The sequence below is a fragment of the Micromonospora chersina genome (assembly GCF_900091475.1).
Classification (GTDB): domain Bacteria; phylum Actinomycetota; class Actinomycetes; order Mycobacteriales; family Micromonosporaceae; genus Micromonospora; species Micromonospora chersina.
This window is the reverse complement of record NZ_FMIB01000002.1, coordinates 6,096,492-6,122,872: the sequence shown is the minus strand read 5'-3', so window position 1 is coordinate 6,122,872 and position 26,381 is coordinate 6,096,492. Positions and strand designations below refer to the sequence as shown.

27 protein-coding genes are annotated in these 26,381 nt (G+C 74.4%); 11 read left to right on the top strand and 16 right to left on the bottom strand.

Features of this window, described 5'->3' with window-relative positions:
- Window positions 1-33: 33 nt before the first annotated feature.
- The 3 genes from GA0070603_RS28565 to GA0070603_RS28555 are packed head-to-tail and all read left to right on the top strand — an operon-like array spanning window position 34 to window position 3,463.
- Window positions 34-840 (top strand): carotenoid biosynthesis protein, encoded by an 807-nt coding sequence (locus GA0070603_RS28565; RefSeq protein ID WP_091320242.1) that lies wholly within the window; start codon window positions 34-36, stop codon window positions 838-840.
- Window positions 837-1,964 (top strand): glycosyltransferase family 2 protein, encoded by a 1,128-nt coding sequence (locus GA0070603_RS28560; RefSeq protein ID WP_091320238.1) that lies wholly within the window; start codon window positions 837-839, stop codon window positions 1,962-1,964. Before GA0070603_RS28565 ends, GA0070603_RS28560 begins: the two co-directional genes overlap by 4 nt.
- Window positions 1,965-1,975: 11 nt before the next feature.
- Entirely contained in the window at window positions 1,976-3,463 is a 1,488-nt protein-coding gene (locus tag GA0070603_RS28555; RefSeq protein WP_091320234.1) for a phytoene desaturase family protein, read from the top strand.
- Window positions 3,464-3,478: 15 nt separating this feature from the next.
- Here the strand turns inward: GA0070603_RS28555 and GA0070603_RS28550 are convergent, their stop codons facing one another.
- On the bottom strand, window positions 3,479-4,168 hold the full coding sequence (locus tag GA0070603_RS28550) for a CDP-alcohol phosphatidyltransferase family protein (protein WP_091320230.1): 690 nt from the start codon (window positions 4,166-4,168) through the stop codon (window positions 3,479-3,481).
- A 45-nt stretch (window positions 4,169-4,213) separates the two neighbouring features.
- Window positions 4,214-5,131 (bottom strand): methylenetetrahydrofolate reductase [NAD(P)H], encoded by a 918-nt coding sequence (gene metF, locus GA0070603_RS28545; protein WP_091320227.1) that lies wholly within the window; start codon window positions 5,129-5,131, stop codon window positions 4,214-4,216.
- Between the two features lie 951 nt (window positions 5,132-6,082).
- On the opposite strand from metF, the gene GA0070603_RS28535 reads away from it, so the two are divergent.
- Window positions 6,083-7,165, top strand: a complete 1,083-nt coding sequence (locus GA0070603_RS28535; RefSeq protein ID WP_091320224.1) for a polyprenyl synthetase family protein — start codon at window positions 6,083-6,085, stop codon at window positions 7,163-7,165.
- 159 nt (window positions 7,166-7,324) lie between these two features.
- Here the strand turns inward: GA0070603_RS28535 and GA0070603_RS28530 are convergent, their stop codons facing one another.
- A complete protein-coding gene (locus GA0070603_RS28530; protein ID WP_167544602.1) occupies window positions 7,325-7,717 on the bottom strand; it encodes an Rv2175c family DNA-binding protein in 393 nt (130 codons plus the stop codon).
- A gap of 143 nt (window positions 7,718-7,860) precedes the next feature.
- Here GA0070603_RS28530 and pknB point away from each other — a divergent pair, with 143 nt between their 5' ends.
- Together pknB and GA0070603_RS28520 are read left to right on the top strand one after the other, a co-directional pair.
- Window positions 7,861-9,837 (top strand): Stk1 family PASTA domain-containing Ser/Thr kinase, encoded by a 1,977-nt coding sequence (gene pknB / locus GA0070603_RS28525; RefSeq protein ID WP_091320221.1) that lies wholly within the window; start codon window positions 7,861-7,863, stop codon window positions 9,835-9,837.
- A complete protein-coding gene (locus GA0070603_RS28520; RefSeq protein WP_091320219.1) occupies window positions 9,834-10,694 on the top strand; it encodes a deoxyribonuclease IV in 861 nt (286 codons plus the stop codon). The genes pknB and GA0070603_RS28520 overlap by 4 nt, the downstream gene beginning before the upstream one ends.
- 118 nt (window positions 10,695-10,812) lie before the next feature.
- Here GA0070603_RS28520 and GA0070603_RS28515 read toward each other — a convergent pair whose 3' ends face one another.
- From GA0070603_RS28515 to GA0070603_RS28500, 4 genes are all read right to left on the bottom strand, one after another.
- Window positions 10,813-11,844: a threonine aldolase family protein gene (locus GA0070603_RS28515; RefSeq protein WP_091320216.1), complete on the bottom strand. Its 1,032-nt coding sequence runs from the start codon at window positions 11,842-11,844 to the stop codon at window positions 10,813-10,815.
- The gene (locus tag GA0070603_RS28510; RefSeq protein ID WP_091320211.1) at window positions 11,837-13,243 is read right to left on the bottom strand and encodes a class II 3-deoxy-7-phosphoheptulonate synthase; all 1,407 of its coding nucleotides are present in this window, start codon (window positions 13,241-13,243) and stop codon (window positions 11,837-11,839) included. The genes GA0070603_RS28515 and GA0070603_RS28510 overlap by 8 nt, the downstream gene beginning before the upstream one ends.
- A gap of 114 nt (window positions 13,244-13,357) precedes the next feature.
- On the bottom strand, window positions 13,358-13,852 hold the full coding sequence (locus GA0070603_RS28505) for a hypothetical protein (protein WP_091320207.1): 495 nt from the start codon (window positions 13,850-13,852) through the stop codon (window positions 13,358-13,360).
- Between the two features lie 257 nt (window positions 13,853-14,109).
- Window positions 14,110-15,750, bottom strand: coding sequence for a glycosyl hydrolase family 18 protein (locus GA0070603_RS28500; protein WP_091320204.1), 1,641 nt, complete (start codon window positions 15,748-15,750; stop codon window positions 14,110-14,112).
- Window positions 15,751-15,893: 143 nt separating this feature from the next.
- Between GA0070603_RS28500 and GA0070603_RS28495 the strand changes: the two genes are divergently transcribed.
- On the top strand, window positions 15,894-16,382 hold the full coding sequence (locus GA0070603_RS28495) for a glutathione peroxidase (protein WP_091320200.1): 489 nt from the start codon (window positions 15,894-15,896) through the stop codon (window positions 16,380-16,382).
- Window positions 16,383-16,460: 78 nt separating this feature from the next.
- Here the strand turns inward: GA0070603_RS28495 and GA0070603_RS28490 are convergent, their stop codons facing one another.
- Both GA0070603_RS28490 and GA0070603_RS28485 read right to left on the bottom strand, forming a co-directional pair.
- A complete protein-coding gene (locus GA0070603_RS28490) occupies window positions 16,461-16,880 on the bottom strand; it encodes a DUF4259 domain-containing protein (protein ID WP_091320196.1) in 420 nt (139 codons plus the stop codon).
- A gap of 113 nt (window positions 16,881-16,993) precedes the next feature.
- A complete protein-coding gene (locus GA0070603_RS28485) occupies window positions 16,994-17,800 on the bottom strand; it encodes an SGNH/GDSL hydrolase family protein (RefSeq protein WP_091320194.1) in 807 nt (268 codons plus the stop codon).
- 213 nt (window positions 17,801-18,013) lie between these two features.
- Between GA0070603_RS28485 and GA0070603_RS28480 the strand changes: the two genes are divergently transcribed.
- Together GA0070603_RS28480 and GA0070603_RS28475 are read left to right on the top strand one after the other, a co-directional pair.
- The gene (locus GA0070603_RS28480; RefSeq protein ID WP_091320191.1) at window positions 18,014-18,697 is read left to right on the top strand and encodes an NADPH-dependent F420 reductase; all 684 of its coding nucleotides are present in this window, start codon (window positions 18,014-18,016) and stop codon (window positions 18,695-18,697) included.
- Window positions 18,698-18,866: 169 nt separating this feature from the next.
- Window positions 18,867-19,814: a threonine ammonia-lyase gene (locus GA0070603_RS28475; protein WP_091320187.1), complete on the top strand. Its 948-nt coding sequence runs from the start codon at window positions 18,867-18,869 to the stop codon at window positions 19,812-19,814.
- A 35-nt stretch (window positions 19,815-19,849) separates the two neighbouring features.
- Here the strand turns inward: GA0070603_RS28475 and GA0070603_RS28470 are convergent, their stop codons facing one another.
- From GA0070603_RS28470 to GA0070603_RS28450, 5 genes are all read right to left on the bottom strand, one after another.
- Complete coding sequence (locus tag GA0070603_RS28470) at window positions 19,850-20,200, bottom strand: DUF2203 domain-containing protein (protein ID WP_091320183.1); 351 nt, start codon at window positions 20,198-20,200, stop codon at window positions 19,850-19,852.
- A gap of 45 nt (window positions 20,201-20,245) precedes the next feature.
- Window positions 20,246-21,064, bottom strand: a complete 819-nt coding sequence (gene proC, locus GA0070603_RS28465) for a pyrroline-5-carboxylate reductase (RefSeq protein WP_091268206.1) — start codon at window positions 21,062-21,064, stop codon at window positions 20,246-20,248.
- A 72-nt stretch (window positions 21,065-21,136) separates the two neighbouring features.
- Window positions 21,137-22,165 carry a 6-phosphofructokinase gene (locus tag GA0070603_RS28460; RefSeq protein ID WP_091320179.1) on the bottom strand — a complete coding sequence of 343 codons (1,029 nt, stop codon included), beginning with the start codon at window positions 22,163-22,165 and terminating at the stop codon, window positions 21,137-21,139.
- 178 nt (window positions 22,166-22,343) lie between these two features.
- On the bottom strand, window positions 22,344-22,847 hold the full coding sequence (locus tag GA0070603_RS28455; protein WP_091320176.1) for a pyridoxamine 5'-phosphate oxidase family protein: 504 nt from the start codon (window positions 22,845-22,847) through the stop codon (window positions 22,344-22,346).
- A 75-nt stretch (window positions 22,848-22,922) separates the two neighbouring features.
- Entirely contained in the window at window positions 22,923-23,420 is a 498-nt protein-coding gene (locus GA0070603_RS28450) for a polyadenylate-specific 3'-exoribonuclease AS (protein ID WP_091320172.1), read from the bottom strand.
- Between the two features lie 246 nt (window positions 23,421-23,666).
- Between GA0070603_RS28450 and GA0070603_RS28445 the strand changes: the two genes are divergently transcribed.
- Window positions 23,667-24,359 (top strand): Crp/Fnr family transcriptional regulator, encoded by a 693-nt coding sequence (locus tag GA0070603_RS28445; RefSeq protein WP_091268212.1) that lies wholly within the window; start codon window positions 23,667-23,669, stop codon window positions 24,357-24,359.
- A 117-nt stretch (window positions 24,360-24,476) separates the two neighbouring features.
- Here GA0070603_RS28445 and GA0070603_RS28440 read toward each other — a convergent pair whose 3' ends face one another.
- A complete protein-coding gene (locus tag GA0070603_RS28440) occupies window positions 24,477-24,659 on the bottom strand; it encodes a hypothetical protein (protein ID WP_091320169.1) in 183 nt (60 codons plus the stop codon).
- 203 nt (window positions 24,660-24,862) lie between these two features.
- Between GA0070603_RS28440 and GA0070603_RS28435 the strand changes: the two genes are divergently transcribed.
- On the top strand, window positions 24,863-26,077 hold the full coding sequence (locus GA0070603_RS28435; RefSeq protein WP_091320167.1) for an MFS transporter: 1,215 nt from the start codon (window positions 24,863-24,865) through the stop codon (window positions 26,075-26,077).
- Between the two features lie 57 nt (window positions 26,078-26,134).
- Here the strand turns inward: GA0070603_RS28435 and GA0070603_RS28430 are convergent, their stop codons facing one another.
- Entirely contained in the window at window positions 26,135-26,371 is a 237-nt protein-coding gene (locus GA0070603_RS28430; RefSeq protein WP_091320164.1) for a hypothetical protein, read from the bottom strand.
- Window positions 26,372-26,381: the final 10 nt, after the last annotated feature.

Below are 26,381 nucleotides of genomic sequence, written 5' to 3'. Positions count from 1 at the left end.
TCGAGCCCCGCGGTCGCGAACCGGGACGGCGCAGTGGGCCGGCTGCCCTGGGCGCTGCTGGCCGTCCTGGTCCTGGCCCAGATCTGCTACCCGCTCACCGGCGGCGCGACCCGGGCCGGGCTGACCGTGGCCACCGTCGTGCTCGGCTGGCTGCTCTCCGTGGGGCACGCCCTGCTCAGCCGGGGGCCGCGCACCGCGCTCGCCCTGGTCGCCGTGGCCACCGGCGGCGGCTTCGCCATCGAGGCGCTCGGCGTGGCCACCGGCTTCCCGTTCGGCAGCTACGACTACTCGGGCGAGCTGGGCCCGAAGCTGGCCGGGGTGCCGCTGATCATCCCGCTGGCCTGGACCTGGATGGCCTGGCCGGCCTGGCTCACCGCGGTCCGGCTCACCGGCTCCCGCCCGGGCCGGGTCGCCCTGGCCGCGGTCGGCCTGGCCGCCTGGGACCTCTTCCTCGACCCGCAGATGGTGGCCGAGGGCTACTGGCGCTGGCGGGACGCCACCCCGGCCCTGCCCGGCCTGCCCGGCATCCCGGTCAGCAACTACCTGGGCTGGCTGCTCTTCGCGGTGCTGCTGATGACCGCTCTGCGCCCGCTCGCCGGGCCGGCCGTCGACCGCGCCGACGGGCGGGACGCCCCGATGTTCGCGCTCTACCTGTGGACGTACGCCTCCAGCGTGCTGGCGCACGCGGTCTTCCTCCGGCTGCCCGCCTCGGCGCTCTGGGGCGCGGCCGGGATGGCGGTGGCCGCCGTGCCGCTGGCGGTGACGCTGCTGCGCGCCCGCCGGGACGGGGCCGGTCGCGGGGCGGCGCAACCGACGCCCCGCGTCGACGCGCCGGCATGATCCCCGCGCTCGTCCTGGTCGCGGCGGTCGCCGCGCTCACCGCCCACACGCTCGTCAACGCCACCGCCTGGCTGCGCCGCCCCGGCGCCGGCCCGGTCGAGGTCACCGAGTCGGTGGCCGTGCTGCTGCCGCTGCGCGACGAGGCCGACCGGGTCACCCCGTGCCTGCGGGCGCTGCTCGCCCAACGCGGCGTGCCGGAGCTGCGGATCGTGGTGCTCGACGACGGCTCGACCGACGGCACCGCCGAGGTGGTCCGCGCGGTGGCCGGCGCCGACCCGAAGGTCACAGTGCTCACCGGGGTCGCCCCGCCGCCCGGCTGGCTGGGCAAGCCGCACGCCTGCTGGCAGCTCGCCACCCGCACCGACCCGGCCCCGACGGTGCTGGCCTTCGTCGACGCCGACGTGGTGCTCACCCCGTACGCGGTCGCGGCGGCGGTCACCGAACTGCGCGCGGCGGGCGCGACGCTGCTGTCGCCGTACCCCCGGATCGTGGTGCGGACGGTGGCCGACCGGCTCGTGCAGCCGCTGCTGCAGTGGTTGTGGCTGACCTTCCTGCCGCTGCGCGCGATGGAACGCTCGCCGCGGCCGTCGCTCGCGGCGGCGGGCGGGCAGTTCCTGGTCGTGGACCGGGCCGGCTACCTGCGTGCCGGCGGGCACGCGGCGGTCGCCGACCGGGTCCTGGAGGACATCGAACTGGCCCGGGCGGTGAAGCGCTCCGGCGGCCGGATCGCCCTCGCCGACGGCGCGCGGCTGGCCACCTGCCGGATGTACGACAGCTGGCCGCAGCTGCGCGACGGCTACAGCAAGTCGCTCTGGGCCTCGTTCGGGCACCCGGCGGCCGCCGCGGTGGTGGTGGCCCTGCTGCTCCTGCTCTACACCGCTCCCCCGCTGGTCGCGGTCGGTGCCCTGGTGGCCGGCGCGCCGGTCACGGCCGGGCTCGCGCTGGCCGGCTACCTGCTCGGCGTCGCCGGGCGGGCGGTCAGCGCCCGGGCCACCGGCGGGCGGGCGTGGCCCGACGCGCTGGCACACCCCGTGTCGGTCGTGGTCCTCGGTTGGCTGACCCTGCGGTCGTACCATCTGCGGAAGCGACGCCGGCTCACCTGGCGGGGTCGCCCGGTCAGCTAGGAGGGGGCGGCATGGCGCGGATCGTGGTCATCGGCGCCGGCGTGGGCGGTCTGGCCACCGCCGCGCGGCTGGCGGTCACCGGGCACGAGGTCACCGTCCTCGAACGGGCCGACACCGTCGGCGGGAAGCTCGGCCGGCACCGGCACGACACCCCCGAGGGGTCGTGGCTGTTCGACACCGGGCCGAGCCTGGTCACCCTGCCGCAGGTGTTCCACGACCTGTTCGAGGCGACCGGCGCGAAGCTCGACGAGTACCTGGACCTCGTGCCGCTGGACCCGATCGTCCGGCACGTCTTCCCCGACGGCGGGCCCACCCTGGACTCCTGCGCGGACCCGGCCGAGTTCACCGCCCGGATCGGCGCGGCGCTCGGCGACCGGGCCGCCGCCGACTGGCAGCGGCTCTGGCAGCGGGCCGGCCGGGTGTGGGCGGCCTCCCACCGGGACGTGCTGCGCCGCACCGTCGACTCCCCGCGCGACCTGGCCGCGCTGGCCTGGCGGCTGGGCGACCTCGCCGCCATCGGCCCCGGCCGCAGCCTGCGCGGGCTGGGCCGCCGGCACCTGTCCGACCCGCGGCTGCGGATGCTGCTCGACAGGTACGCCACCTACACCGGCGCCGACCCGCGCCGCGCGCCGGCCGCGCTGGTCGCCGTACCCTACGCGGAACTGGCGTACGGCGGCTGGTACCTGCGCGGCGGGCTGGGCACCCTGGCCGACGCGCTGCTGTCGCGCTGCCTGGACCTCGGCGTGGTGGTGCGGACCGGCGCCACGGTCACCCGCATCGACGCGGCCGGCGGCCGGGTGCACGGGGTACGCCTCGCCGGGTCGTCCGCTCCCGTCCCCGCCGACGTGGTGGTGGCCAACGTCGACGCGCTGACCGTCTACCGGGACCTGCTGCCCACCCCGCGCCGTCTGGCGGCGCTCACTGACCGCAGCCTGGCCGGATTCGTGCTGCTGCTGGGCGTCCGCGGCGACACCGGGCTGGCCCACCACACCGTCTTCTTCCCGCGCGACAACGACGCCGAGTTCGACGCGGTCTTCGGCGACCCGGGGCGGGGCGTCCGGGCCCGGCCGGCGCACGACCCGACCGTCTTCGTCACGGTGGCCGACGACCCGGTGGTCCGCCCGCAGGGGCACGAGGCGTGGTTCGTGCTGGTCAACGCGGCCCGGCACGGCACGGCCGCGGGCGCGGTCGACTGGCGGCGGCCGGGGCTGGCCGAGGCGTACGCCGACCGGATCCTCGACGTGCTCGCCGAGCGGGGCGTGGACGTGCGGGACCGGCTGGTGTTCCGGGAGATCCGCACCCCCGCCGACCTGGACGCGGCGACCGGCGCGCCGGGCGGGGCGATCTACGGCACCGCGGGCGGGCTGCTCCGCCCGGCCAACCGGGGGCCCGCCGCCGGGCTCTGGCTGGTCGGCGGCTCCAGCCACCCGGGCGGCGGCCTCCCCATGGTCACCCTGTCGGCGGAGATCGTCGCCGACGCCATCGGCCCGGCCTGGTAGGTCGCCCGGCGGGGGTCAGCCGGCGTCGATGAGGGCGCGGCGGACCGCGGAGAGCAACTGGCCGAGACCGAAACCGGCGAGCAGCACCCAGACCGTGGTCGCCATCGTGATGGTGCCGGCGGTCAGGTCGGCGTCGAGCAACCCCGCGAGCCCGGCGACCACGAGCCCGAACAGGGCCACGCAGACCCGCGTGGGGCGCTCCCCCACGGTCACCGCGCCGATCTCCCGCATCCCGGCGGAGACCGCCCGGGCCCGCACGTACTCGTGCAGCCAGGACAGGCCGCCGGCCGCGGCGACCAGCGCACCGGGCGCGCCGAGCAGCCAGAACGCGGTCAGCCAGGCGGCCTCGCCGAGCCGGTCGGCCACCGAGTCGTAGACGTAGCCCAGCCGGGTGGTGCGGTTGGTCGCCACCGCCACCGCGCCGTCGACGCTGTCCGCCACGGCCGCCAGCAGCACGAACAGGGCACCCAGGAACGGCCCGTCGCCGGCCCGCCCCACCAGCAGGGGTACGCAGACGCAGAGCAGCACGCCGACCACGGTCACCGGGGTCGGGCCGATCCGCAGCCGGCCCAGGATGTAGCCCACGTGGTAGGCGAAGCGCAGCCAGGCGCGGACCACCGGCGCGGCCACCCGGGGATCGAAGCCGCCGTGCAGCCGCGCCCACGCGGTCGCGTACTGGTCCCAGTTCAGCTGTGTGCCCACCACGGGATCAACCGTAGAAGGCCGGCACGGGTGTCGCGGGGCGGGTCGTCACACCCGCGCGTCGGCCCGCAGCCGCTGCCAGACCTCACGGGTGGCGGTGGACCGGTTGAGGGTGATGAAGTGGATCCCCGGCACGCCCTCGTCCAGCAGCTTCGCGCACATCTCGCCGGCCTGCTCGATGCCGAGGCGGCGGACCGCCTCCGGGTCGTCGGCCACCTGTGCGAACCGCTCGGCGAGGGCCGGCGGGAACGGCGCCCCGGAGAGCTGCACCGACCGCTCGATGGTGGCCAGCTGGGTCACCGGCATCACCCCGGCCAGGATCGGGGTGTCGCAGCCGGCGGCCGCCACCCGGTCGCGCAGCCGCAGGTAGTCGTCGGCGTCGAAGAACATCTGGGTGATCGCGAACTCGGCCCCGGCCCGGCACTTGCGGACGAAGTGCGCGGTGTCGCTGGCCACGTCGGGCGAGCGCGGGTGCTTGTACGGGAAGGCGGCCACCCCCACGCTGAAGTCACCGGAGTCGCGGACCAGCCGGACCAGCTCCTCGGCGTACCGCACGCCCTCCGGGTGCTCGATCCACTCGCCGCCCGGGTTGCCCGGCGGGTCGCCACGCACGGCCAGCACGTTGCGCACCCCGACCGACGCGAGCCGGCCGATCACGTGCCGCAACTCGGCGACCGAGTGATCGACAGCGGTGAGGTGCGCCATCGGCAGCAGGGTGGTCTCGGTGGCGATCCGCTCGGTCACCGCGACCGTGGTGTCCCGGGTCGAGCCGCCCGCGCCGTAGGTGATCGAGACGAACGAGGGGCGCAGCGACTCCAACTCGCGGATGGCCTGCCAGAGCAGCCGCTCCCCCTGCGGCGTCTTCGGCGGGAAGAACTCGAAGGAGAAGGTGGGCCGCCCGCCGCGGATCAGCTCGCCGATGGCCGGCTGAGGGTTGGGGAGGACCGAGGGAAGACCGAGCGCCACGGACCGACTGTAACCGGCGGGCCCGGCCCGACCCAGGATCTTCCCAGCCCGCGAGCACGAGCGCGGCGGAGCGTCGTACCCCGGGGGTAGAACGGTGGCAGCGCGGTGGGCCGGCCGGTGGCCGGTCCGGGGGGCCGCGCGGGGGTCGCCACGATCGGCGGCGCGCCGGTCCGGCACCGCCGGGCGTCCGCGTCGCCGCCCGCGCCGTCGCCTCCGGAGGACCGATGACCCCGTCCCCGCCACCCCGGCCGCGCCCTCCGGACCGGCGCCCTCCCGACCCGCGGCCTCGCGACCGGCGCCTTCCCGACGCGCCGCCTCCGGACCGGCGCCCTCCCGACCCGCGGCCTCGCGACCGGCGCCTTCCCGACGCGCGGCCTCCCGACCGGCGGCCTCCCGACCCGCGGTGTCCCGGGCCGCGTCCGCTCGGGCCGCTCCTGGTCGAGCTGCGGGCCGCCCGCGGCTGGAGCCAGCGGCGGGTCGCCGCCGAGTTGTGCGCCGCGGCCGGCGTGCCGACCCTGACCCGGCACGAGGTGTCCCGGTGGGAGCGGCAGCGCCGGCTCCCCGGCGACTTCTGGTCCGGCTGGCTGGCCGTGGTCCTCGGGGTGCCGGGCGACCTGCTCGCCGGGGCCGCCGCGCTCAGCCGCCGGCTCACCCCGGGCGGGCCGGACACCCCAGGCGGACCGAGCACTCCAGGCGGACCGAGCGCCCCGGATGGGCCGAGCGCCCCAGGCGCGCCGAGCGCCCCAGGCGCGCCGAGCGCCCCAGGCGCGCCGAGCAGTCCAGGCGCGCCGGGCGGGCCGGGCGGGCCGGGCGGGCCGGGCGGGCCGGGTCGTCCGCGTCCGCCGGGCACGCCCGGGGCGGCGCGGGCGCGGGGTCCGGGGTCCATCCCGCGCGCGGCGCGCCGGAGCGGCGGTCGGGCACGGCCGGCGGCGACCGGCTAGCGTCGTCGGCGTGACCCACGCTGCTCCCGTGTCCCCCGTCGACCGCGCCGGCCTCCGCCAGCGGATCGACAAGGCCCTCACCGAGTTCCTCGCCGGCCAGCGGGGCTGGCTGACCGCCGTCGACGACGGCCTGGCGCCCGTCGCCGAGACGATCGAGGCGTTCGTGCTGGGCGGCGGGAAGCGGCTGCGCCCGGCCTTCGGCTACTGGGGCTACCGGGGTGCCGGCGGTGTCGACTCCGACCAGGTGGTGGCGGCCCTGTCCGCGCTGGAGTTCGTGCAGGCCAGCGCCCTGATCCACGACGACCTGATGGACCGCTCGGACACCCGCCGGGGCGAGCCCGCGGTGCACCGGCGGTTCGCCGCCCGGCACCGCGCGGCCGGCTGGAGCGGCGACCCGGACGGGTTCGGCGACGCCGCGGCGATCCTGCTGGGTGACCTGTGCCTGGTCTGGTCCGACGAGGTGCTGCACTCCGCCGGCCTGGACCCGCGGACGGTGGCACGGGCCCGGCCGGTCTTCGACGAGATGCGCACCGAGGTGACCGTCGGGCAGTACCTGGACGTGCTGACCCAGGCCACCGGGGACACCTCGCTGGAGCGGGCCGGCAAGGTGGCCCGCTACAAGTCGGCGAAGTACACCGTCGAGCGGCCGCTGCTGCTCGGCGCCGCGCTGGCCGACGCGCCGGCCGAGGTGCACGCGGCCTACTCGGCGTACGGGCTGCCGTTGGGCGAGGCGTTCCAGCTCCGCGACGACGTGCTGGGGGTGTTCGGCGACCCCGAGCGCACCGGCAAGCCGGCCGGGGACGACCTGCGCGAGGGCAAGCGGACGTACCTGGTGGCGGCGGCCCTCGAGGCGCTCGACGACGCGGGCCGGGAGCTGCTGCTCGGCGGGCTCGGCGACCCGGACCTGGACCCCGCCGGCGTGGCCCGCCTCCGCGAGCTGATCACGGCGAGCGGCGCCCTGGACCGCACCGAACGCCGGATCACCGCCCTCACCGAGAGCGCCCTGGCCGCCCTCACAACTGTCGACCTGGACACGGAGGCCCGCCAGTCCCTGGTCGACCTGGCCATCGCCGCCACCCGCCGCACCGACTGAGGCCCCGCCCCCGCGCTGCCCGCCCCCGGCCCGCCCCGCCCCGCCCCGGCCCGCCCCGGCGATCATGAGGTTGACGGCGAAGTCGATCTCCTGAGCTGCCGCCAACCTCATGATCGACGGGGTGGGGTGCCCGGGGGGCGCGGGGGGTGCGGGAGGCCGTCAGAAGCCGAGGGCCTGGGCGCGGCGCTTGACCTCGCGGGCCTGGTCGCTCGCCAGGGCGGCGGCCGGCGTGGTGCCCGGGAGGGTCGGGTCAGGCTCGTAGAGCCAGCGCAGCGCCTCCTCGTCGTCGTACCCGGCGTCGGCGAGCAGGTTGAGCACGCCGGGCAGGTGCTTGAGCACGGTCTGGTTGGCCACCAGGTCGGCCGGGATCCGGCGGACGCCGTCGCGGCGCACCGCGAGCAGTTCCCGGTCGCGGATCTTCTGGTGCACCTTGCTGATCGACAGGTCGAGGCGCTCGGCCACGTCCGGCAGGGTCAGCCAGCCGGCCGGGTCGGTCGGTCCGGGCAGGTCGGCGCCGGTGGCGGCGGCCTGGGCGGGTACGGAATCGGTCACCCGACCACCCTGCCACGTGCCCGCCGGGACCGGTCGGCGGCACCCCGTACCCCGCCCGGCGCGTGCGCCGGTCCACCCCGGTCGTACCCCGGCTGTAGCATCCTGTTCAACCTTCACCCTCCCGACACATAGACTGCCTGCCGATGGACACACAGGTCGCCGACACGTTGCTGGGCTCGCTGATCGACGGGCGCTACCGCATTCGCGGTCGCGTGGCCCGTGGCGGCATGGCGACCGTGTACACCGCCACCGACGAGCGCCTGGAGCGCACCGTGGCGGTCAAGATCATTCACCCGACGCAGGCGCCCGAGGCCCGGGCCCGCATGGCCGGCTTCGTCGCACGCTTCACCGACGAGGCGAAGACCATCGCCCGGCTCACCCACCCCAACGTGGTGGCGGTCTACGACCAGGGCACCCACGCCGGCCTCCCCTACCTCGTGATGGAGTACGTGCGCGGCCGCACCCTGCGCGACGTGCTCGCCGAGCGGCGCCGGCTCAGCCCGGACGAGGCGCTGGCCATCGCCGAGCAGATGCTCGCCGCGATCGCCGCCGCGCACCGGGCCGGGCTCGTGCACCGCGACGTCAAGCCGGAGAACGTGCTGGTCGCCGAGGCGCCCACCGGCGGCACCACGAGCCTGGTGGACAGCGTGGTCAAGGTGGCCGACTTCGGGCTGGCCCGCGCGGTCGAGGCCAGCGCCGAGGAGGAGAACGGCAACCAGCTCATGGCCACCGTGGCGTACGTGGCGCCCGAGCTGGTCACCCAGGGCCACGCGGACCCGCGCACCGACGTCTACTCCGCCGGCATCGTGCTGTTCGAGATGCTCACCGGCCGGGTGCCCTACGACGGCGACCGCCCGGTCGAGGTCGCCTGGCAGCACGTCGACCGCGACGTGCCGGCCCCGTCGACCCTGGTGCCGGCGCTGCCCCCGGTGCTCGACGCGCTTGTCGCCCGGGCCACCCGGCGCGACCCGGCCGCCCGCCCGGCCGACGCCGGCGCGCTGCTGACCGAGGTGCAGGCCGCCCGGGACGAGCTGAGCAACTCGCACACCGCGGTGCTGCGGCAGGTGGGCGACGAGACGGCCGTGATCGCGCAGCCCACCATGGTGGTGGCCGCGGTCCGCCCGGCCGAGCGCCCCGCCTGGGCCCGGCTGCCGGAGGGCGGCGGCCAGCGCCCGCACCGCCGCCGCGCCGTGGAGGACGAGAGCCTAGGGGCCCGGCTCGCCGGGCTGCGCACCCGGGTCATGGGCTCGCCGCGCGGCCGGCTGGCGGTCGCCGCGGCGGCCGTGGTGCTCGGCCTCGTGGCCGCCGTCGGCGGCTGGTGGTTCGGGGTGGGCCGCTACACGGTCGCCCCGCAGCTGGTGAGCCTGAGCAAGGCCGACGCGGAGGCGCAGGCCACCCGGGGCGGCTTCGTCCTGCGCTACGCCGAGCCCCGTCACGACGAGAAGATCCCCAAGGACACGGTGCTGGGCCAGGATCCGGTCTCCGCCACCCGGATCGTCAAGGGCGGCACGATCACGCTGACCCTGTCGCTGGGCCCCGAGCGGCTGCCGGTGCCGGACGTGGTGGGCAAGGACTTCGAGCTGGCCCGGGCCGAGCTGGCCGACGCCAAGCTGGCGCCGGTCAAGGGCAGCTCCCGCTACGACGACGCGCTGCCGGCCGGGGTGGTGCTGGCCACCGACCCGAAGGTGGGCACGGTGGTCAAACCGGGCACGAAGGTGACGGTGGTCCTCAGCAAGGGCCGCGCCCCGGTGAGCGTGCCGAACCTGGTGGGCAAGAGCCTCACCGACGCCCGCGGCATCCTCAGCCGGCTCGGGTTGACGCCTGTGGAGACGTACAAGGACTCGGACAAGCCGAGGGACGAGATCCTCGGCCAGAGCCCGGCGGACGGCACCGGCGTGGAGAAGGGCGCCCAGGTCAAGCTCGACGTCAGCAAGGGCCCGGCCCAGGTGCCCGTCCCCCGCGTCGTCGACATGCCGTGCCAGCAGGCCAAGCAGGTGCTGGAGAGCCAGGGCTTCCCGGTCACCATCCAGCTCAACCCGAACGGGGTGGCCCGCTTCCAGAACCCGGGCGAGAACACCCCGGTGCCGCCGGGCACCCCGGTCACGGTGACCTGCCTGTGAGCGGGCGGCGGCGGGTCGGCTCGCACACCCCCACGTCCGGCGGCCTGGCCAAGGCGGCGCTGCCCTACGTCGACGCGGCCGAGTCCGAGGCGGTGCAGGTCTACGTCTCCAACTCGCGGGGCTGGGCGCTGCCGGCGGGCGACCCGAAGCAGGACGTGCTGTTCCGGGACGGCTGCGGCGAGCGCGGCCTGCCGGTCTTCATCCACGCGTCGCTGCTGGTCAACCTCGGCTCCCCCACCCCGGCCACCGTCGAGCGGTCGGCGGAGACCCTGGCGCACGCGCTGCGCCGGGGCCGGGCCATCGGCGCCGAGGCCGTGGTGTTCCACGCCGGCAGCGCCGTCGACGCGGGCCACGCCGAGGCGGCCATGCGGCAGGTCCGCGAGGCCCTGCTCCCGCTGCTCGACGAGACCGCGGCCACCGGCGGGCCGATGCTGCTGGTGGAGCCGAGCGCCGGGGGTGGCCGGTCGCTGGCCTCCCGGGTCGAGCACCTGGGCCCCTACCTGGACGCGGTGGACCGGCACCCGATGATGGGCGTCTGCTTCGACACGTGCCACGCCTGGGCGGCCGGGCACGACCTGGCCACCGAGGGCGGCATGACCGCCACGCTGGACGCGCTGGTCGCCGCGGTCGGCGCCGACCGGTTGAAGCTGGTGCACGCGAACGACTCGAAGGACCTGTGCGGTTCCACCCGGGACCGGCACGAGAGCATCGGCAAGGGCAGCATCGGCGAGCCCGCGTTCGCCGAGCTGATGCGCCACCCCGCCACGGCCGGCGTCCCCGTCCTGGTGGAGACCCCGACGGAGAAGCACGTAGGCCACGCGGCCGACATCGCCACCCTCAAACGCCTCCACCCCTGAGGCCCTCAACCCGGCGCGGACTGCGCCGCGGCGTTGATCAAGAGGTTTGCGTCGGAATCCGCGTCGCGGGCGACGCAAACCTCTTGATCAACGAGGCGAGGGGGCGGTGCGGGCGGGGTCAGGCGCGGAGGAGGGTGGTCAGGGTTTCGGCGGCCCGGTCGATCTGGTCGTTCGACACGTCCATGTGGGTGACCAGGCGGGCCGTGCGCGGGCCGAGCACCGACAGCAGCAGGCCCCGCTCCCGGGCGGCGGCCGCCAGGGCGGGCGCGTCGAGCGGGTGCTTGGCCAGGTCGAGCGGGACGATGTTGGTCCGCACCCCGGTCGCGAGCACCCCGTAGGGCGCGACCGCCTCGGCCAGCCGGGCGGCCTTGGCGTGGTCCTCGGCGAGCCGCTCGACGTGGTGGGCCAGCGCGTACCGGCCGGCGGCGGCCAGGATGCCGACCTGCCGCATGCCGCCGCCCATCCGCTTCCGGACGAACCGCGCGCGGGCGATCTTCTCGGCGCTGCCGACCACCAGCGAGCCGACCGGGGCGCCGAGGCCCTTGGAGAGGCAGACCGAGAGGGTGTCGAACAGCGCCCCGTACTCGGCCAGCGGCACCCCGTCGGCGACGTGGGCGTGCCAGATCCGGGCGCCGTCGCAGTGCAGGGCGAGCCGGTGCTCGTCGGCGACCCGGCGCAGCTCGCGCAGGGTGGCGAGCGGGATCACCCCGCCGCCGCCCCGGTTGTGGGTCTGCTCGACCGCGATGGCCCGGGTCGGCACCGCGAAGTAGCCGTCCGGCCGGACCATCCGGGCTACCACCTCGGGGTCGACCTCCGCACCCACCGCCGGCCAGGTCCGCGAGGAGATCCCGCCGTACGCGGCGGCCGCGCCGATCTCGTACGTGACCACGTGCGCGTCGGCGTCGCAGAGCAGTTCGTCGCCGGGCGGGACGACGAGCTGGAGGGCGATCTGGTTGGCCATCGAACCGGTCGGGGCGAACAGCGCCGCCTCGTGCCCGAAGAGTGCGGCGACCTCCGCCTCCAGCGCGGTGACCGTCGGGTCCTCGGCGTAGACGTCGTCGCCCACCTCGGCGGTGGCCATCGCCTCCCGCATCCCGGCCGTGGGCCGGGTCACGGTGTCGGAACGAAGGTCGATCAGCGCGTCAGCCACGCAACATCTCCGCAACGAGGAAGGCCAGCTCCAGCGACTGCTGGGTGTTCAGTCGCGGGTCGCAGGCGGTTTCGTACCGGTCGGGCAGGTCGAGGTCCTCGATGCCCTGGGCGCCGCCGAGGCACTCGGTGACGTCCTCGCCGGTCAGCTCGACGTGCAGGCCGCCCGGGTGGGTCTCCAGGCCGCGGTGCACCTCGAAGTAGCCGAGCACCTCGTCGACGATCCGGTCGAAGTGCCGGGTCTTGTAGCCGTTCGAGGACTCGTGGGTGTTGCCGTGCATCGGGTCGCACTGCCAGACGACCTTGGCCCCGGCGGCGGTGACCTTGGCGACGATCGGGGGCAGGGCGTCCCGGACCCGGTGGTTGCCCATCCGGCTGATCAGGGTGAGCCGGCCGGGGATGTTGTCCGGGTTGAGCTTCTCGCAGAGCTCGATGGCCTCGTCCGGGGTGGTGGTCGGGCCGAGCTTGACCCCGATGGGGTTGGCGATGCGGGAGATGAAGTCGATGTGCGCGCCGTCGAGCTGCCGGGTCCGCTCGCCGATCCAGAGGAAGTGCCCGGACAGGCCGTACGCGCGGCTGCCGGAGATCCGGGTGAGCGCCCGGTCGTACTCCAGCGCCAGCGCCTCGTGGGAGCAGTAGAGGGTGACAGTGCGCAGCGCCTCGTCGTCGGTCATCCCGCAGGCCCGGATGAACGCCAGCGCCCGGTCGATCTCCCGGGCGATGGCCTCGTAGCGCTCGCCGGCCGGGGACTGCTTGACGAAGCCCTTGTTCCAGTCGTGCACCGCGTGCAGGTCGGCCAGCCCACCGGCCAGGTACGCCCGGAGCATGTTCATGGCGGCGGCCGAGTTGGCGTACGCCCGGATCATGCGCTGCGGGTCGGCGACCCGCGCCTCCGGCGTGGCCTCCAGCGAGTTGATCATGTCCCCGCGGTAGGCCGGCAGGCCGCGCGCGTCGGTCGGCAGCGACCGGGGCTTGGTGTACTGGCCGGCGACCCGGGCCACCTTGACCACCGGCAGCGACGCGCCGTACGTGAGCACGATCGCCATCTGGAGCAGGGTGCGGGCGTTGGCCAGCAGGTGGCTCTCGGTGTTGTCGGCGAAGGTCTCCGCGCAGTCGCCGCCCTGGAGCAGGAACGCCTTCCCCTCGCAGACCAGGGCCAGCCGCTGCCGGAGCTGGTCGACCTCGTAGGGGGCGACCACGGACGGCACCGTGTCCAGGACCTTGCAGACCTCGGCGACCTGCTCCAGGTCCGGCCAGGGCGGGGTCTGCGCGCGCGGGAGCTCCCGCCAGCGGTCCAGGCCGAGGGCCGCGTCCTCGGCGGAGTCGACGGTCGGACGACTGGTCTGGAGCCCCGGGCTGCCCACCGCGGGGTGACTCAGCTGATGCCACTCATGGCGCATGGGGGAAAGCGTACGGCGACCGCCGGGGCGGCCCGCCGCCGAGGGGGACGGTTCCGGTGGTTGGGAGATCACCGACACACTCCGGAACCGCCGCAGGTCGGGGCGGGTGCGGGGTCAGGGCGTGATCCCCGGCTCCGGGGTGTTGCCGCCCAGGGCCTCGCCGGCGATGCACCAGTCGGCGCCCGTGCGGGTGACCGTGAACAGCAGCGACCGGGTGGCCTTGCGGGCCCCGACGGCCACGGTGATCGACGTGCTCACCTCTTCGCCCCGCGGGCCGGACCGGACGTCGGTGATGGTGGCCTGCGGGACCGTGAAGTGATCGGCGAAGTCGCCGTTGGGGCCGGTCGCGGCGGCGTCGAAGGCGGCCTGCATGGGCGCGCAGAGCTGGCTGCGCCCGGCGTCGACGTCCTTGGCCGCCATGGCGTCCAGGTACGCCTGGACGCGCTCCCGGCTCTTGGCCGCCGCCTCCTCGGCCGGCGCCCGCTGCGACTGGGTCGCCGGGCCGCCGGGGGCGTCGTCCCCGCCGCCGAGGCCGCAACCGGCCAGCGTGACCGGCAGGAACGCGAGCAGGGCCGCGCCGGCCACCGCCCGGGGGTACTTCAGGCCCATCGGTCCCCTTCCATCGGCGCGGACATCGGGACATGCCGAGCGGCGAGTCTGTCACATCGACGCCGTCCCATGCCGGCCCCGGCCGCCGGTGGGCGGCTGCCACCGGCCCTCGACGACCTCGCCATCCTCGCCCGGACCGCCCCGGCCGGCCAGCACGGCGCGCGACGAGCGTCGGAATCCGTGCCGGAACGGACACCGTGCGGGGAGGGGCCGGTGCGGCCCCTCCCCGCCGGGTGGGTGGTGCGTCGGCCCTCGGCTCAGCCGAGACCGCCCTTGATGGCGCCGATCAGCTCACCGTTGCTGGTGTCACCGGAGAGCTCCCAGAAGAACGCGCCACCGAGGCCCTGGTTCTTCGCGTAGGTCATCTTGCCGCCGATGGTCGCCGGGGTGTCGTAGCTCCACCAGTTGCTGCCGCACTTGGCGTAGGCGGTGCCGGCGATCGTGCCGGTGGCCGGGCACGTGTTCTTGAGCACCTTGTAGTCCTCGATGCCCTGCTCGTAGGTGCCCGGAGCGGGGCCGGTGGCGGTGCCGCCGGGCGTCGTCTGGGTCACCCCGGTCCAGCCCCGCCCGTAGAAGCCGATGCCGAGCAGGAGCTTGTCGGACGGGACGCCCTTGGACTTGAGCTTCTGGATCGCCGCGTCGGACCAGAAGCCCTGCTGCGGGATTCCGGTGTACGAGGTGAGCGGCGAGTGCGGGGCGGTCGGGCCCTGCGCCGCCCAGGCGCCGAAGTAGTCGTACGTCATGGGCATCAGCCAGTTGAGGTTCGGCACCGCGCCGGCGTAGTCGGTCGCGTCGATCTTGCCGCCGGTGCTGCCGTCCGCGGTGATCGCCGCGGTGACCAGGAAGCTGGAGCCGAACTTGCTCCGCAGCGCGCTGATCACGTTCTTGAAGGCGTTCGGGCCGCTGGTGTCGCACTGGAGGCCGCAGGCGTTCGGGTACTCCCAGTCGATGTCGATGCCGTCGAAGACGTCCGCCCAGCGCGGGTCCTTGATCAGCGAGTAGCAGGAGTCGGCGAACGCGGCCGGGTTCTGCGCGGCCTGGGTGAAGCCGGCCGACCAGGTCCAGCCACCGAAGGACCAGATCACCTTCAGGTTCGGGTACATCTTCTTCAGCTTGCGCAGCTGGTTGAAGTTCCCCCGCAGCGGCTGGTCCCACGTGTCGGCGACGCCGTCGACGCTGTCCGCCGCGGTGTACGCCTTGTCGTAGTCGGCGTAGCTGTCACCGATGCTGCACCGCCCGCCGGTGGTGTTGCCGAAGGCGTACAGCAGGTGGGTGAGCTTGGCGGCCGACCCGCTGGTGTGGACGTTCTTCACGTGGTAGTTGCGGCCGTAGACGCCCCACTCGGTGAAGTAACCGACGACCTTCTTGCCCCCGCTCGGCGGGGTCGTGGTGGGCGGCGGCGTCGTCGGCGGCGGGGTGGTCGTGGGCGGCGCGGTGGTGGGCGGGGCGGTCGTGGGCGGCGCGGTAGTGGTCGGCGGGGCCGTCGTCGGGGTGGTGCCGCCGGAGCAGGACGCGCCGTTGACCGTGCAGTTCAGCGGCGCCTTGTACGCCCCGGTGCCGTTGTAGCCCCAGCTGAAGCTGGCGCCGGCGGCGAGCGGGCCGGCCCAGCTCTTCTTGACCGCCACGTAGTGGTTTCCGCTGCTGGTGACGTCGGCGTCCCAGAAGCTGCTGATGGTGGTGCCCGAGGGCAGGTCGAACTCGATGCGCCACGTGTCGACGCTGGCGCTGGTGCCGTTGGTGATGGTCACCTTCGCCTCGTGACCGGTCCCCCAGTCCTGCACCTTCGTGAACGTGGCGGTGACGCTGCCCGCGGCGGAGGCGGTCGCCATCGGCACCGCCGCGACCGCGAGCGCGACCACGGCGCCGGCCCAGAGGGCCCGGCGGAGCGATCTCTTCATACGGCGTCTCCCCAAACAGTTAGGAAACTTTCCAGATTGGATGCTGAGACGCTACTCACGCGTCACCACTTCGTCAAGATGTAGATGCATCGATTCGTCGGGTCCGCCGCCGGACGGGACGGGCAACCCCGTAGCCTCGTCCCATGACCGTTTTCGACGTGCAGATCGACGCCCTCGCCGGCGGCCCGGCCGACCTCGGGCGCTACCGTGGCCGCGCCCTGCTGGTGGTCAACGTCGCCTCCCGGTGCGGCCTCACCCCGCAGTACGCCGGCCTCCAGGCCCTCGCCGACGAGTACGCGGACCGTGGCCTCACCGTGCTGGGCGTGCCGTGCAACCAGTTCGCCGGCCAGGAACCCGGCACGGCCGCGGAGATCGAGGATTTCTGCCAGGTCAACTACGGCGTGACCTTCCCGCTGACCGAGAAGGTCGACGTCAACGGGCCGCACCGGCACCCGCTCTACGCCGAGCTGGTGTCCACTCCGGACGCCGAGGGGCACACCGGCGACGTGCGGTGGAACTTCGAGAAGTTCCTCGTCGCGCCGGACGGCACGGTGGCCGCCCGGTTCGCCCCGACGGTGACCCCGGACTCCCCCGAGCTGCGCGCCGCCGTCGAGAAGGTGCTGCCGGCCTGAGGGCCACCGGGGCGCTCACGCCGGCGCGACAAGGGCGCCGGGGTGCTCAGACCGGCGCGACAAGGGCCGCCGCGGTGCTCAGACCGGCGCGGTGAGGGCGGCCCGGAGCCGGGCCACCTCGGCCAGGAACTCGTTCGGCTCCCCCGCCTCGGCCCACAGCTCGGCCAGCTCGGAGTCGTCGGCGACCACCCGGTCCAGCGCGCGCACGGCCAGCGGTCGCAGCCGCTCGGGCAGGTCGAGCCGCGCGCCGGCGGTCAGGAAGTCCGGCGCATAGGGCGAGTCGACGGGGAACGCGCCGGGCAGGTGCGCCACGACCACCGCGGCCGCGGCCACCGCCTCGACGCCCAGGTCCGAGTCGAGGTGGTCCGGCTCGTCGAGGACCGTCCGCAGGGCCCGCTCCACGAGGGCCGGGCGCTCCTCCGGCGCGGCGTCGTCGAGGTCGCCGGACCAGTCCGCCGCCGTGTCGTTGTCGAACGGCCCCGCCGCCCAGGTCCCCATCGGTCCTCCGCTCCCCGGTCCATCGTCGACCGGACCGCAGGTTAGCCGCGGGGTCCGACAACGACGGGTGTCCGGGGCGGGCCCTGGCCCGCCCCGGACGTGACCGTGCCGGATCAGCCCGCGGCGGAGCGGAAGACCGGGTAGTAGCCGCCGGACTGCCCCGCGGCTGTCGGGTGGTACGAGACGGTGAGGTTCAGGTAGTTCAACGCGTGCAGCCACTTCTCGCCGTAGCTGCACAGCTGGTGGCCGACGAAGATGGACCGGACGTCGGCGAACGTGAAGCCGGCCGACGTGGCGGCCGTGCGGGTGATGTCGTCGACCAGGTTGATCCCCTCGTTGATCTTGGCTCGCGAGGTGGCGCTGAGCCCGACGCAGATGGTGCCGAGCTGGTAGAAGACCGGGTAGCCGACCACCACGACCCGGGCCGAGGGGGCCCGGCTCCTGATGCCGTTGTAGACGTTGGCCAGCTTGCCGGGCAGCTCGGTGCGGGCCTTGTCCTCGGCGGCCTGGACGGCGGCCACGCACTGGGTCTCGCCCTGGAGCACGCAGGTGCTCATGATGCTGGCGAAGCCGACGTCGTTGCCGCCGATCGTGACGCTGACCAGCGTGGTGGTCGAGGAGAGCGCGGAGAGCTGGTTGTTGATGACGTCCGTGGTGGTCGCGCCGGAGCAGGCGACCGAGCGGTACGAGGCGGGCCTGATGTTGGCGTTGTAGAGCGCCGGGTAGGCGTTGGTGCTGCGCAGGCAGGACCCGCTCTCGGAGGTGTAGCTGTCGGCGCCGACGCCGGAGGCGTACGAGTCGCCGAGAGCGACGTAGCGGTCGGTCGCGGCCGCCTGGGCGGGGGCGGCGCCCAGTGTCAGCGTGACGCCGAGCGAGGCGGCCAGAGTCAGGGCGAGGGTGGCAAGACGGGATCTCCGCACGTCGCACTCCTGGGGGTGGGAAGTGGTGGTGAGAGATAGATATCAATAGATCGGAGACCGACGGAAGATCAACATTTCGCGCGGGTTGCCGATAGAACCTTATGGATACAAACCATTGTCGATGCGGCGCACGGGATCGAAGGTTTCCTTCGCCGCGAAAACCTAGCTTCCTGGTCGGGAATTCCGGCGGCGGTCCCCGGGTTGGCACCGGACATGACAACTGTGGGACTGATCGGCAGCGGCAACATCGGGGGCACGGTGGCTCGGCTGGCGGTGGCCGCCGGTCACGACGTGGTACTCAGCAACTCGCGCGGACCGGAGACGCTCAAGGATCTGGTGGACGAGCTGGGCCCCCGGGCCCGGGCCGCCACCCCGGCCGAGGCGGCGGCGGCCGGGGACCTCGTGGTCGTCACCATCCCGCTGCGGGCCTACCGCGACGTGCCGGCCGGACCGCTCGCCGGCAAGGTCGTCATCGACACCAACAACTACTACCCGGACCGGGACGGGCGCTTCCCCGAGCTGGACGACGAGTCGACCACCACCAGCGAGCTGCTCCAGCGGCACCTGCCGGGGTCGCGGGTGGTCAAGGGCTTCAACAACATCTACTTCGAGCACCTGCGCGCCCTGGCCCGGCCGTCCGGCGCGGAGGACCGCACCGCCCTGCCGATCGCCGGCGACGACCCGGCCGCCAAGGCCACCGTCAGCGCGTTCCTCGACTCGCTGGGCTACGAGGCCGTCGACGTCGGCCCGCTCGCCGAGGGCTGGCGGTTCCAGCGGGACACCACCGCGTACGCCGGTCTCTACGCCGCCGACGGCGACTGGACCCGTCCGGTCCCGGTCGACGCGGAGCGGCTCCGGGCCGCCCTCGCCGCCGCCCGGCGCTACGCCGACAGCTGACCGCCGCCGGAGGGCGGACGTTCCCGTCCGCCCTCCGGCCACGCCATCGATGATCATCCGGTCGGAATCGGACTGTCACCGGTTACGAGGTCGTCACCCTCGGTCGGGCATCTCCGACGGTCCGGACTGGGCTGTCGCCGCGTTACGAGACATCGCTTAGGCTCGCCGGGTGCGGTTGATCACCGGTGACGACATCACGGCGGCCGAGAGGCGGCTCGACGGCCGGGTGGTCCGCACGCCGCTGCTGGACGCGCCGGTCCTGGGCGCCGAACTGGGCCTGCGGCTGGCCGTGAAGGCCGAGAACCTCCAGCACACCGCCAGCTTCAAGGTCCGCGGCGCGACGAACGCGCTGCTCGCCCACGCCGAGCGCGCCGGCACGCCGGCGGGGCTGGTGGCGTTCTCCGCCGGCAACCACGCGATCGCGGTGGCCCACGTCGCCCGCGCGGCCGGGTTGCCCGCGGTGGTCTGCATGCCGCCGCACGCGGTGCCCGCCAAGCTGGCAATGGTCCGCCGGCTCGGCGCCGAGGCGGTGCTCACCGACGACCTGCTGGCCACCGCCGAGGCGGTCGCTGCCGAGCGCGGCTTCCACCTGCTCGCGCCCTTCGACGACCCGGACGTGATCGCCGGTCAGGCCACCGTGGGGCGGGAGATCCTGGCGGACGGCCCGCGCCCCGACCTCGTGCTCGTGCCGGTGGGCGGCGGCGGGCTGATCAGCGGGATCGCCGCTGCCGTCCGGGCGGGTTCACCGACGACCCGGATCGTCGGGGTGGAGCCGGACGGGGCCAACGCCATGTCGCACGCGCTGCGGACCGGCACGTACACCCTGCCGGCCCGCCCGGCCTCGGTCGCCGACGGCCTGGCCGCCCCGTTCGCCGGGCGGCACACCCTGGCGCACGTCCGGGCGCTTGTCGACGCGGTCGTGGAGGTGCCGGAGGCGGCCATCCTGCCCGCCTGGGCCGACCTCGTCGAGGCCACGAAGCTGCTGGTCGAGCCGGCCGCCGCGGTCACGCTGGCGGCGCTGCGGGCGGGGCTGGTCGAGGTGACGCCCGGCGAGCGGACCGTCCTGGTGCTCAGCGGCGGCAACGTGTCGCCGGCCGCGCTGGCCACCCTCGGCTGAGGGCTCAGACCGGGCGGCGGCCGCGCTCCGGCGGTTCAGACCGGGCGGCGGCCCGCGAAGCCGCACTCCACCCGGTGGTACCAGCGGACGTCGGTGTCGCCCTCCAGCCAGCACCAGAGCACGGCCCGGCCGTCCCGCTCACCGGGGAAGTCGAGCAGCACCGGGGCGATGCCCTTCACCTGGATGCCGTGCTGGTGGAACTCCTCCACCACGGCGTGCAGCCGGGCTTCCAGCGCCTTCACCTCGGCCAGCCCGCCGAGCGCGCTGACCCCGTGGTCGGCCAGGTCGATCCGGAGTTCGGCGAGGTCGGCACGGAGCCGGATCAGCTCCTCGACGCGCGGCCGCAGGGTGGCCACCAGGTGTCGCGCCTGGGCGAGAGTGAACACCGCGCCAGTATGGGGCACCGTCCGCGCCAAGCCGGGTGCGGCGGCTCAGTCGGCCTGGGCGGCCAGTTCGCGGGCCCGGTCGCGGGCCGCTTCGAGGGCCGCCAGCATGGCCGCGCGGACGCCGTGGTTCTCCAGCTCACGGATGGCGTTGATGGTGGTGCCGGCCGGCGAGGTGACCGCCTCGCGGAGCTTGACCGGGTGCTCTCCGGAGTCGCGCAGCATCACGGCCGAGCCGATGGCGGTCTGCACGATCAGGTCGTGCGCCACCTGGCGGGGCAGGCCGAGCAGGATGCCCGCGTCGATCATGGCCTCGACGAGCAGGTAGAAGTAGGCCGGGCCGGAGCCGGAGAGGGCGGTCACCGCGTCCTGCTGGGACTCGGGCACGCGGAGGGTGGCACCGAGCGGCTTGAACATCTCCTCCGCGAGGGCCAGGTGCGCGCCGGTGGCGTGCGCGCCGGGCGAGATCGCGCTCATCGCCTCGTCGACAAGCGCCGGGGTGTTGGTCATGACCCGGACCACCGGGGTGCCCTCGGGCAGCCGGCGGTTGAAGAAGGCGGTGGGCAGGCCGGCGCAGAGCGAGATGACCAGCTTGTCGGCGGGCACCTTGGGGCCGATCTCGTCCAGCAGCGCGGCCGCGTCCTGCGGCTTCACCGAGACGGCGAGCACCTCCGCCTCGTCCACCGCGGTGAGGTTGTCCACCACCCGGACGCCGTACCGGGCGGTCAGTTCCTCGGCGCGGGCGGGCCGCCGGGCGGTGGCGAGCAGCCGCTCGACCGGCCAGCCGGAGCGGAGCAGCCCGGAGAGCATGAGCTCGCCGATCTTGCCCGCGCCGATCACCGCGACCGTGTGCACCTCGGGTGCCATGAGCCGTACCCCTCTCCGTGGAGGTGCGGCGCGGCGGGCCCGTCGGGGACCCGCCGCGCCGCCCGCCGTCGGTCAGCTGCCGAAGAAGACCTCGGCCTCGGCGTACCGCTCCAGCGGCACGGTCTTCAGCTCCCGGGTGGCCTCGGCGAGGGGGACCCGGACGATGTCCGTGCTCTGCATGGCGACCATCTTGCCCCAGTCGCCCTCGTTCGCCGCGTCGATCGCGTGCAGGCCGAGCCGGGTGGCGAGCACCCGGTCGAACGCGGTGGGGGTGCCGCCGCGCTGGATGTGGCCGAGCACCACGGTGCGGGCCTCCTTGCCGGTCTTCGCCTCCAGCTGCTCGGCGAGCCACTGCCCGATGCCGCCGAGGCGGACGTGGCCGAAGGCGTCGAGCTCCTGGTTGTGCAGCACCATCTGGCCGTCGAGCGGCTGGGCGCCCTCGGCGACCACGACGATCGGGGCGTACTGGTGCTGGAAGCGCTTCTCGACGTAGCCGGCGACCTGCTCGACGTCGAACTGCCGCTCGGGCAGCAGGATCACGTTGGCGCCGCCGGCCAGGCCGGCGTGCAGGGCGATCCAGCCGGCGTGCCGGCCCATGACCTCGACGACCAGGGTGCGGTGGTGGCTCTCGGCGGTGGTGTGCAGCCGGTCGATCGCCTCCATGGCGATGTTCACGGCGGTGTCGAAGCCGAAGGTGTAGTCGGTGGCGCCGAGGTCGTTGTCGATGGTCTTCGGCACGCCGATGACGTGGACGCCCAGCTCGTGCAGCTTGGTCGCGACGCCGAGGGTGTCCTCGCCGCCGATCGCGATCAGCGCGTCCACGCCCTGCGCGGCGAGGTTGTCCTTGATCCGCTCCACGCCGCCGTCGATCTTGAACGGGTTGGTGCGGGACGAGCCGAGGATGGTGCCGCCACGGGGCAGGATGCCGCGGACCTCCGCGATGCCCAGCGGCTTGGACAGGCCCTCCAGCGGGCCCTTCCAGCCGTCCCGGAAGCCCACGAACTCGTGACCGTAGGTGGCGACGCCCTTGCGGACCACCGCCCGAATCACCGCGTTGAGACCAGGGCAGTCGCCGCCGCCGGTGAGCACGCCGATACGCATGATCTGCTCATCCTCCTGGAGCATCAGGTGAAGCCCGGATAAGCCCCAGGATATGTGTCAGATCAGACCATCGGCGCCGTTGCCGGCCCGGGGCGGGCCGTCAGTGCGCACTGTAGTCGGCGTGCGGGCCCGCCGACACCGCGCCCCGGCCCGTCCCGAGCCCCGGACGGGCTACCGCTCAGTAGCTGACCTCGTGGTTCTCCCCCGCCTTCGGCGGCTGCCCGGTGACCGCCGCCCGGGCGAAGCCGAGCAGGTTGACCACCGTGCTGCCCGGCGCGTCCCAGTACTCGGCCGAGCCGGCGTGCACCTTGATCAGCGTGAGGCCCGGGGTGTCCAGGCCGTCCGGGAACCAGGTCTTCAGCAGCGGGTGCCAGAGCCGCTCGGCCCGGGCCCGGTCCCACTCCTCGGCGGCGGTGCCGGCCACCGACACCCAGGCGTGGTGCCGCTGGTCGGCGAAACCGACGTTGACCTGCGGGTTCACCCGGATCTGGCGGACCTTCGCGGAGTCCGCGTACGCGAAGAACCAGAGGTCGCCGTCGAAGTCCGCCTCCTGGAGTCCCATCGGGCGGCTGACCAGCCGCCCGTCGACGGCGGTGGTGGTCAGCAGGCAGATGCGCGCGTCCCGGATCAGCTCGGTGACCCGGCGACGGCCATCCTCGGGGTCGGTCGGCTGCTTGTCCATGCGGCCCTCCCTCGGATCGACTCGATGCCGAACCGAACCGTGCCCGGGACAGAACCGGTCAAACCTGCCGACAGCTCACCTGGTGGTCATGGCGCGCCAGCGGGCCAGGTTGTGCCGGGCGTCGACAAGCGCGTCGTGCCGGCCCGCCTCGGCCTCCGGCAGCCGCGGCCGGCCCCGGTCGTCCCAGAGCTGGCGCAGTTCCTTGGTGAACCGCGGGATCTCCCGGGGCAGCGCCGGCATCGCCCCCCAGAGCTGGGCCAGCACCACGTGGTCGTACGCCGCGTACCAGGCCCAGAGCTCCAGCTGCTCGCCGGGCCGGTCCCGGACCGGCTCCATGAGGAACTCGTAGAGGTCGTCGCGGATCCGCTCGCGGGAGCGCCAGGCCCGGTCGGCCGGCGAGGGGAGCTTGTCCAGCACGTTGCGGCGCACCCAGGGCACGGCCCGGGAGTCGTCGAACTCGGTGGAGACCGCGTAGAACTCGCGGCCGTACTCATCGACGACGCCGATCGACACCAGGTCGACGATCCGGCCGTCCTCGATGAACTCACAGTCGTAGAAGTAGCGGTAGGCCATCCCCACCATCCTCGCCCACCGCCGCCGACCACCGGTCGCCGGGGCGTCCGCCGAGGTCGTCGGCCCGCCCGCCCCAGCTCGCGACGGTCACGGAAGTGTCTCCAGGGGTGTACAGCACGCGACCGGGCCGTCATGATCTGATGTGTACCGCTACCGGACGCCGAACCGGTTGAGATGCCTCGTGCCGGGGTTGACAGGTTCACCCGGTGTGCGAGCTGTGGTCCTTGACCGGGGAGGGGTTGGGCCGTGGAGATGCGCCTGCCGGAGCCGGGTGACGCGCTCACGGGCGTGGAGATGTTCGCCGGGCTGGAGCCGGAGGTGCGGCAGCGGGTCATCGCCGCGGCCGTGCCGCGCACGTACCGCAAGGGTCAGTTGCTGTTCGTCGAGAACGACCCCGGCGAGTCGCTGATCGTGCTGCGCCGCGGCGCGGTGGCGGTGTTCCGCACGGCCCCCACGGGCGAGCGGGCCGTGCTGTCGGTCATCCGACCGCCGGACGTGCTCGGCGAGGTCTCCCTGCTGGACGCCTCGACCCGGTCGGCGTCGGCCGAGGCGATCGAGGACTGCGCCGCGCTGGCGCTGTCCCGGCCGGCCTTCATGGAGCTGGTGCACTCCAACCCGCGCATCCTCGACGCGGTGATGCGTTCCCTCGGCCAGCTGATCCGCCGGCTCACCGAGCAGAACGCCGACCACGTCTTCCTCGACCTGCCCGGTCGGGTGGCCAAGACGCTGGTCCGGCTGGCCGGCGAGAGCCAGGCGCCGATGATCACCATCGAGCTCAACCAGAGCCAGCTCGCCGAGATGGCCGGCGGCTCCCGGCAGAGCGTCAACCAGGCCATCGGCTCCTTCGCCAGCCGGGGCTGGCTGCGCACGGAGGGGCGCCGGATCGTGGTCACGGACGTGGCCGCGCTGCGCCGCCGCGCCGGCATGAACGACCGCTGACCGGCTGACCCCGACCCGACCGCCGGGCCGCGCGGACGTCCGCGACCGGCGGCGTCCGCGTCCCCACGCACGGCTGCGCCGGCTGCCTCGGCAGCCGGCGTGACCGTGATGCGCGGTTCAGCGGGTCGGGCCCGCCCAGTAGCCGGGGCCGGCCCAGCGACGGGTCGGGCCGGCCCACCCGCGCCCGGAGTCCGCCGAGAAGCCGGGACCGGCCCAGAAGCCCGGCCCCGCCCAGTAGCCCGGCCCGGCCCAGCCGGTCGTCGTGTCGGCGGTGGCGTTGGTGTTGGTCGAGGTGGACATTCGTGCCTCCCGTTGTGTCGTACCTGGTTGCTGGCGTGGCACCGACGCTACGGGAGGGACGATCGGCACAAAATAGACATATATACACTAATCACTGCCCGAAGAGCCGTTGTCCTTCGTCGACGCTCACTGCCAGCGTGGTCCGGCACGCCCCCGCGCGGGGCCCCACCGGACAGACCTGCCGGAGCGAGGAGTTGACGGGCATGTCACTGATCCGCGGCAATATCGCCTTTCGTCGTTACTGGTCGGCGCGCCTGGTGTCGTACGCCGGCGACCAGCTCGCCCGTACCGCGCTGCTGATCGCGGCGTACGACACGTACGGGGGCACGGCCGTCGCCCTGCTGCTGCTGGCCACCACCGCGCCGCGACTGGTCGGGCCCCTGCTCGGCGCGCTCGCCGACCGGTTCGACCAGCGCCGGCTGATCGTCTGCTGCGACGTCGCCCAGGCGCTGCTCTACCTGGCCGTGGCGCTGGTCATGCCGCCGTTGCCGGTGCTGCTCGCGGCCGTCACGGCGGCGACCGTGGCGGCCACCGCCTTCACCCCGGCCGGTCGCAGCCTGCTGCCCCGGCTCGTCGAGCCCGACCGGCTGCCGGCCGCCAACGCGCAACTCGCGGTCGGCATGAACATCGGCTTCGCGGCCGGCCCGGCCGTCGGCGGCCTGCTCCTGGCCACGGCGGGGTTGACCGCGACGCTGCTCGTCGACGCGGCCACCTTCGTCCTGTCCGCGCTGCTGATCGGCGGCGTGCGGACGCTGTCCGCGCCGGCGGCGTCCGGGACCGAGCCGTTCCGCCAGGTGCTCGGCGCCGGGCTGCGGGTCGTCCGCGGCAGCGGCGTGGTCCGCGCGATCTCGATCGGGTTCCTGGTGCTGGTGACGTTCGCCGCCCTGGACAACCTCGCGGTCGTGCCCCTGGCCCGGAGCCAACTCGCGGCCACCGAGGTGATGATCGGCCTGCTCGTCACCGCGTACGGCGTCGGCATGGTGGCCGGGCCGGCGCTGCTCACCCGCACCGGCCGGCGCACCAGGATGGACCTGGTGCTCTACTCGGCCCTGCTCGCACTCGGCGTGGGGACGCTGGCCACCGGCGTGAGCCCGGCGATCGGGGTCGCCCTGCTCGGGCAGGCCCTGGCCGGGGCGGGAGCCGGCTGGCACCACGTGGCGGCGGACACGCTGATCCAGCAGAACGTGCCGGCCGAACGGATGGGCGTGGTCTTCGGGACGGTCTACATGTTCCCGTACGCGGCCGAGGTGCTCGCGTACCTCACCGGGGCCTCGCTGCTCGGGGCGATCGGGCCTCGCTGGCTGCTGGTCGTCTCCGGTGTCGGCATCCTGGCCACGCTGGCGCTGGTCGTACCCCTGCTCTCCCGCGCCCTCGGCGCCGGCGCACGGCGGCGGCCCGCCGTCGCGGCGGTCGCCTGAGCCGCACGGTGGAGGGTCGATGGGGCCGGCGGGACTACCGCCGGCCCCACCGTCCGGTCACTTCTCGGTGGTGTCGGCCGGCGGCGAGCTCGGGCCGGGACCGATCTTCTGCGGGTCGGTCTCCTTGGTCGTGGTGGTCGTCGTGGTCTTGGTCGACTCAGCGCCCACGGGCTGCTCTACCATGCCTTTTTCCTCCAGTTCGGCGAGAGTGACGGCGTCGACGTCGACCGTGTCGCCCGAGGCCCACACCGTCCCTCGTGGATCGGTCCAGGAGGCGGCCAGTCGGACGTGCACGGCACTCTCC

Coding starts and splice junctions, on each gene's coding strand:
- GA0070603_RS28560 (WP_091320238.1), top strand. CDS start 837: ATGATCCCCGCGCTCGTCCTGGTCGCGGCGGTCGCCGCGCTCACCGCC.
- GA0070603_RS28555 (WP_091320234.1), top strand. CDS start 1,976: ATGGCGCGGATCGTGGTCATCGGCGCCGGCGTGGGCGGTCTGGCCACC.
- pknB (WP_091320221.1), top strand. CDS start 7,861: ATGGACACACAGGTCGCCGACACGTTGCTGGGCTCGCTGATCGACGGG.
- GA0070603_RS28510 (WP_091320211.1), bottom strand. CDS start 13,243: ATGCGCCATGAGTGGCATCAGCTGAGTCACCCCGCGGTGGGCAGCCCG.
- GA0070603_RS28505 (WP_091320207.1), bottom strand. CDS start 13,852: ATGGGCCTGAAGTACCCCCGGGCGGTGGCCGGCGCGGCCCTGCTCGCG.
- GA0070603_RS28500 (WP_091320204.1), bottom strand. CDS start 15,750: ATGAAGAGATCGCTCCGCCGGGCCCTCTGGGCCGGCGCCGTGGTCGCG.
- GA0070603_RS28495 (WP_091320200.1), top strand. CDS start 15,894: ATGACCGTTTTCGACGTGCAGATCGACGCCCTCGCCGGCGGCCCGGCC.
- GA0070603_RS28490 (WP_091320196.1), bottom strand. CDS start 16,880: ATGGGGACCTGGGCGGCGGGGCCGTTCGACAACGACACGGCGGCGGAC.
- GA0070603_RS28480 (WP_091320191.1), top strand. CDS start 18,014: ATGACAACTGTGGGACTGATCGGCAGCGGCAACATCGGGGGCACGGTG.
- proC (WP_091268206.1), bottom strand. CDS start 21,064: ATGGCACCCGAGGTGCACACGGTCGCGGTGATCGGCGCGGGCAAGATC.
- GA0070603_RS28460 (WP_091320179.1), bottom strand. CDS start 22,165: ATGCGTATCGGCGTGCTCACCGGCGGCGGCGACTGCCCTGGTCTCAAC.
- GA0070603_RS28455 (WP_091320176.1), bottom strand. CDS start 22,847: ATGGACAAGCAGCCGACCGACCCCGAGGATGGCCGTCGCCGGGTCACC.
- GA0070603_RS28450 (WP_091320172.1), bottom strand. CDS start 23,420: ATGGCCTACCGCTACTTCTACGACTGTGAGTTCATCGAGGACGGCCGG.
- GA0070603_RS28440 (WP_091320169.1), bottom strand. CDS start 24,659: ATGTCCACCTCGACCAACACCAACGCCACCGCCGACACGACGACCGGC.
- GA0070603_RS28435 (WP_091320167.1), top strand. CDS start 24,863: ATGTCACTGATCCGCGGCAATATCGCCTTTCGTCGTTACTGGTCGGCG.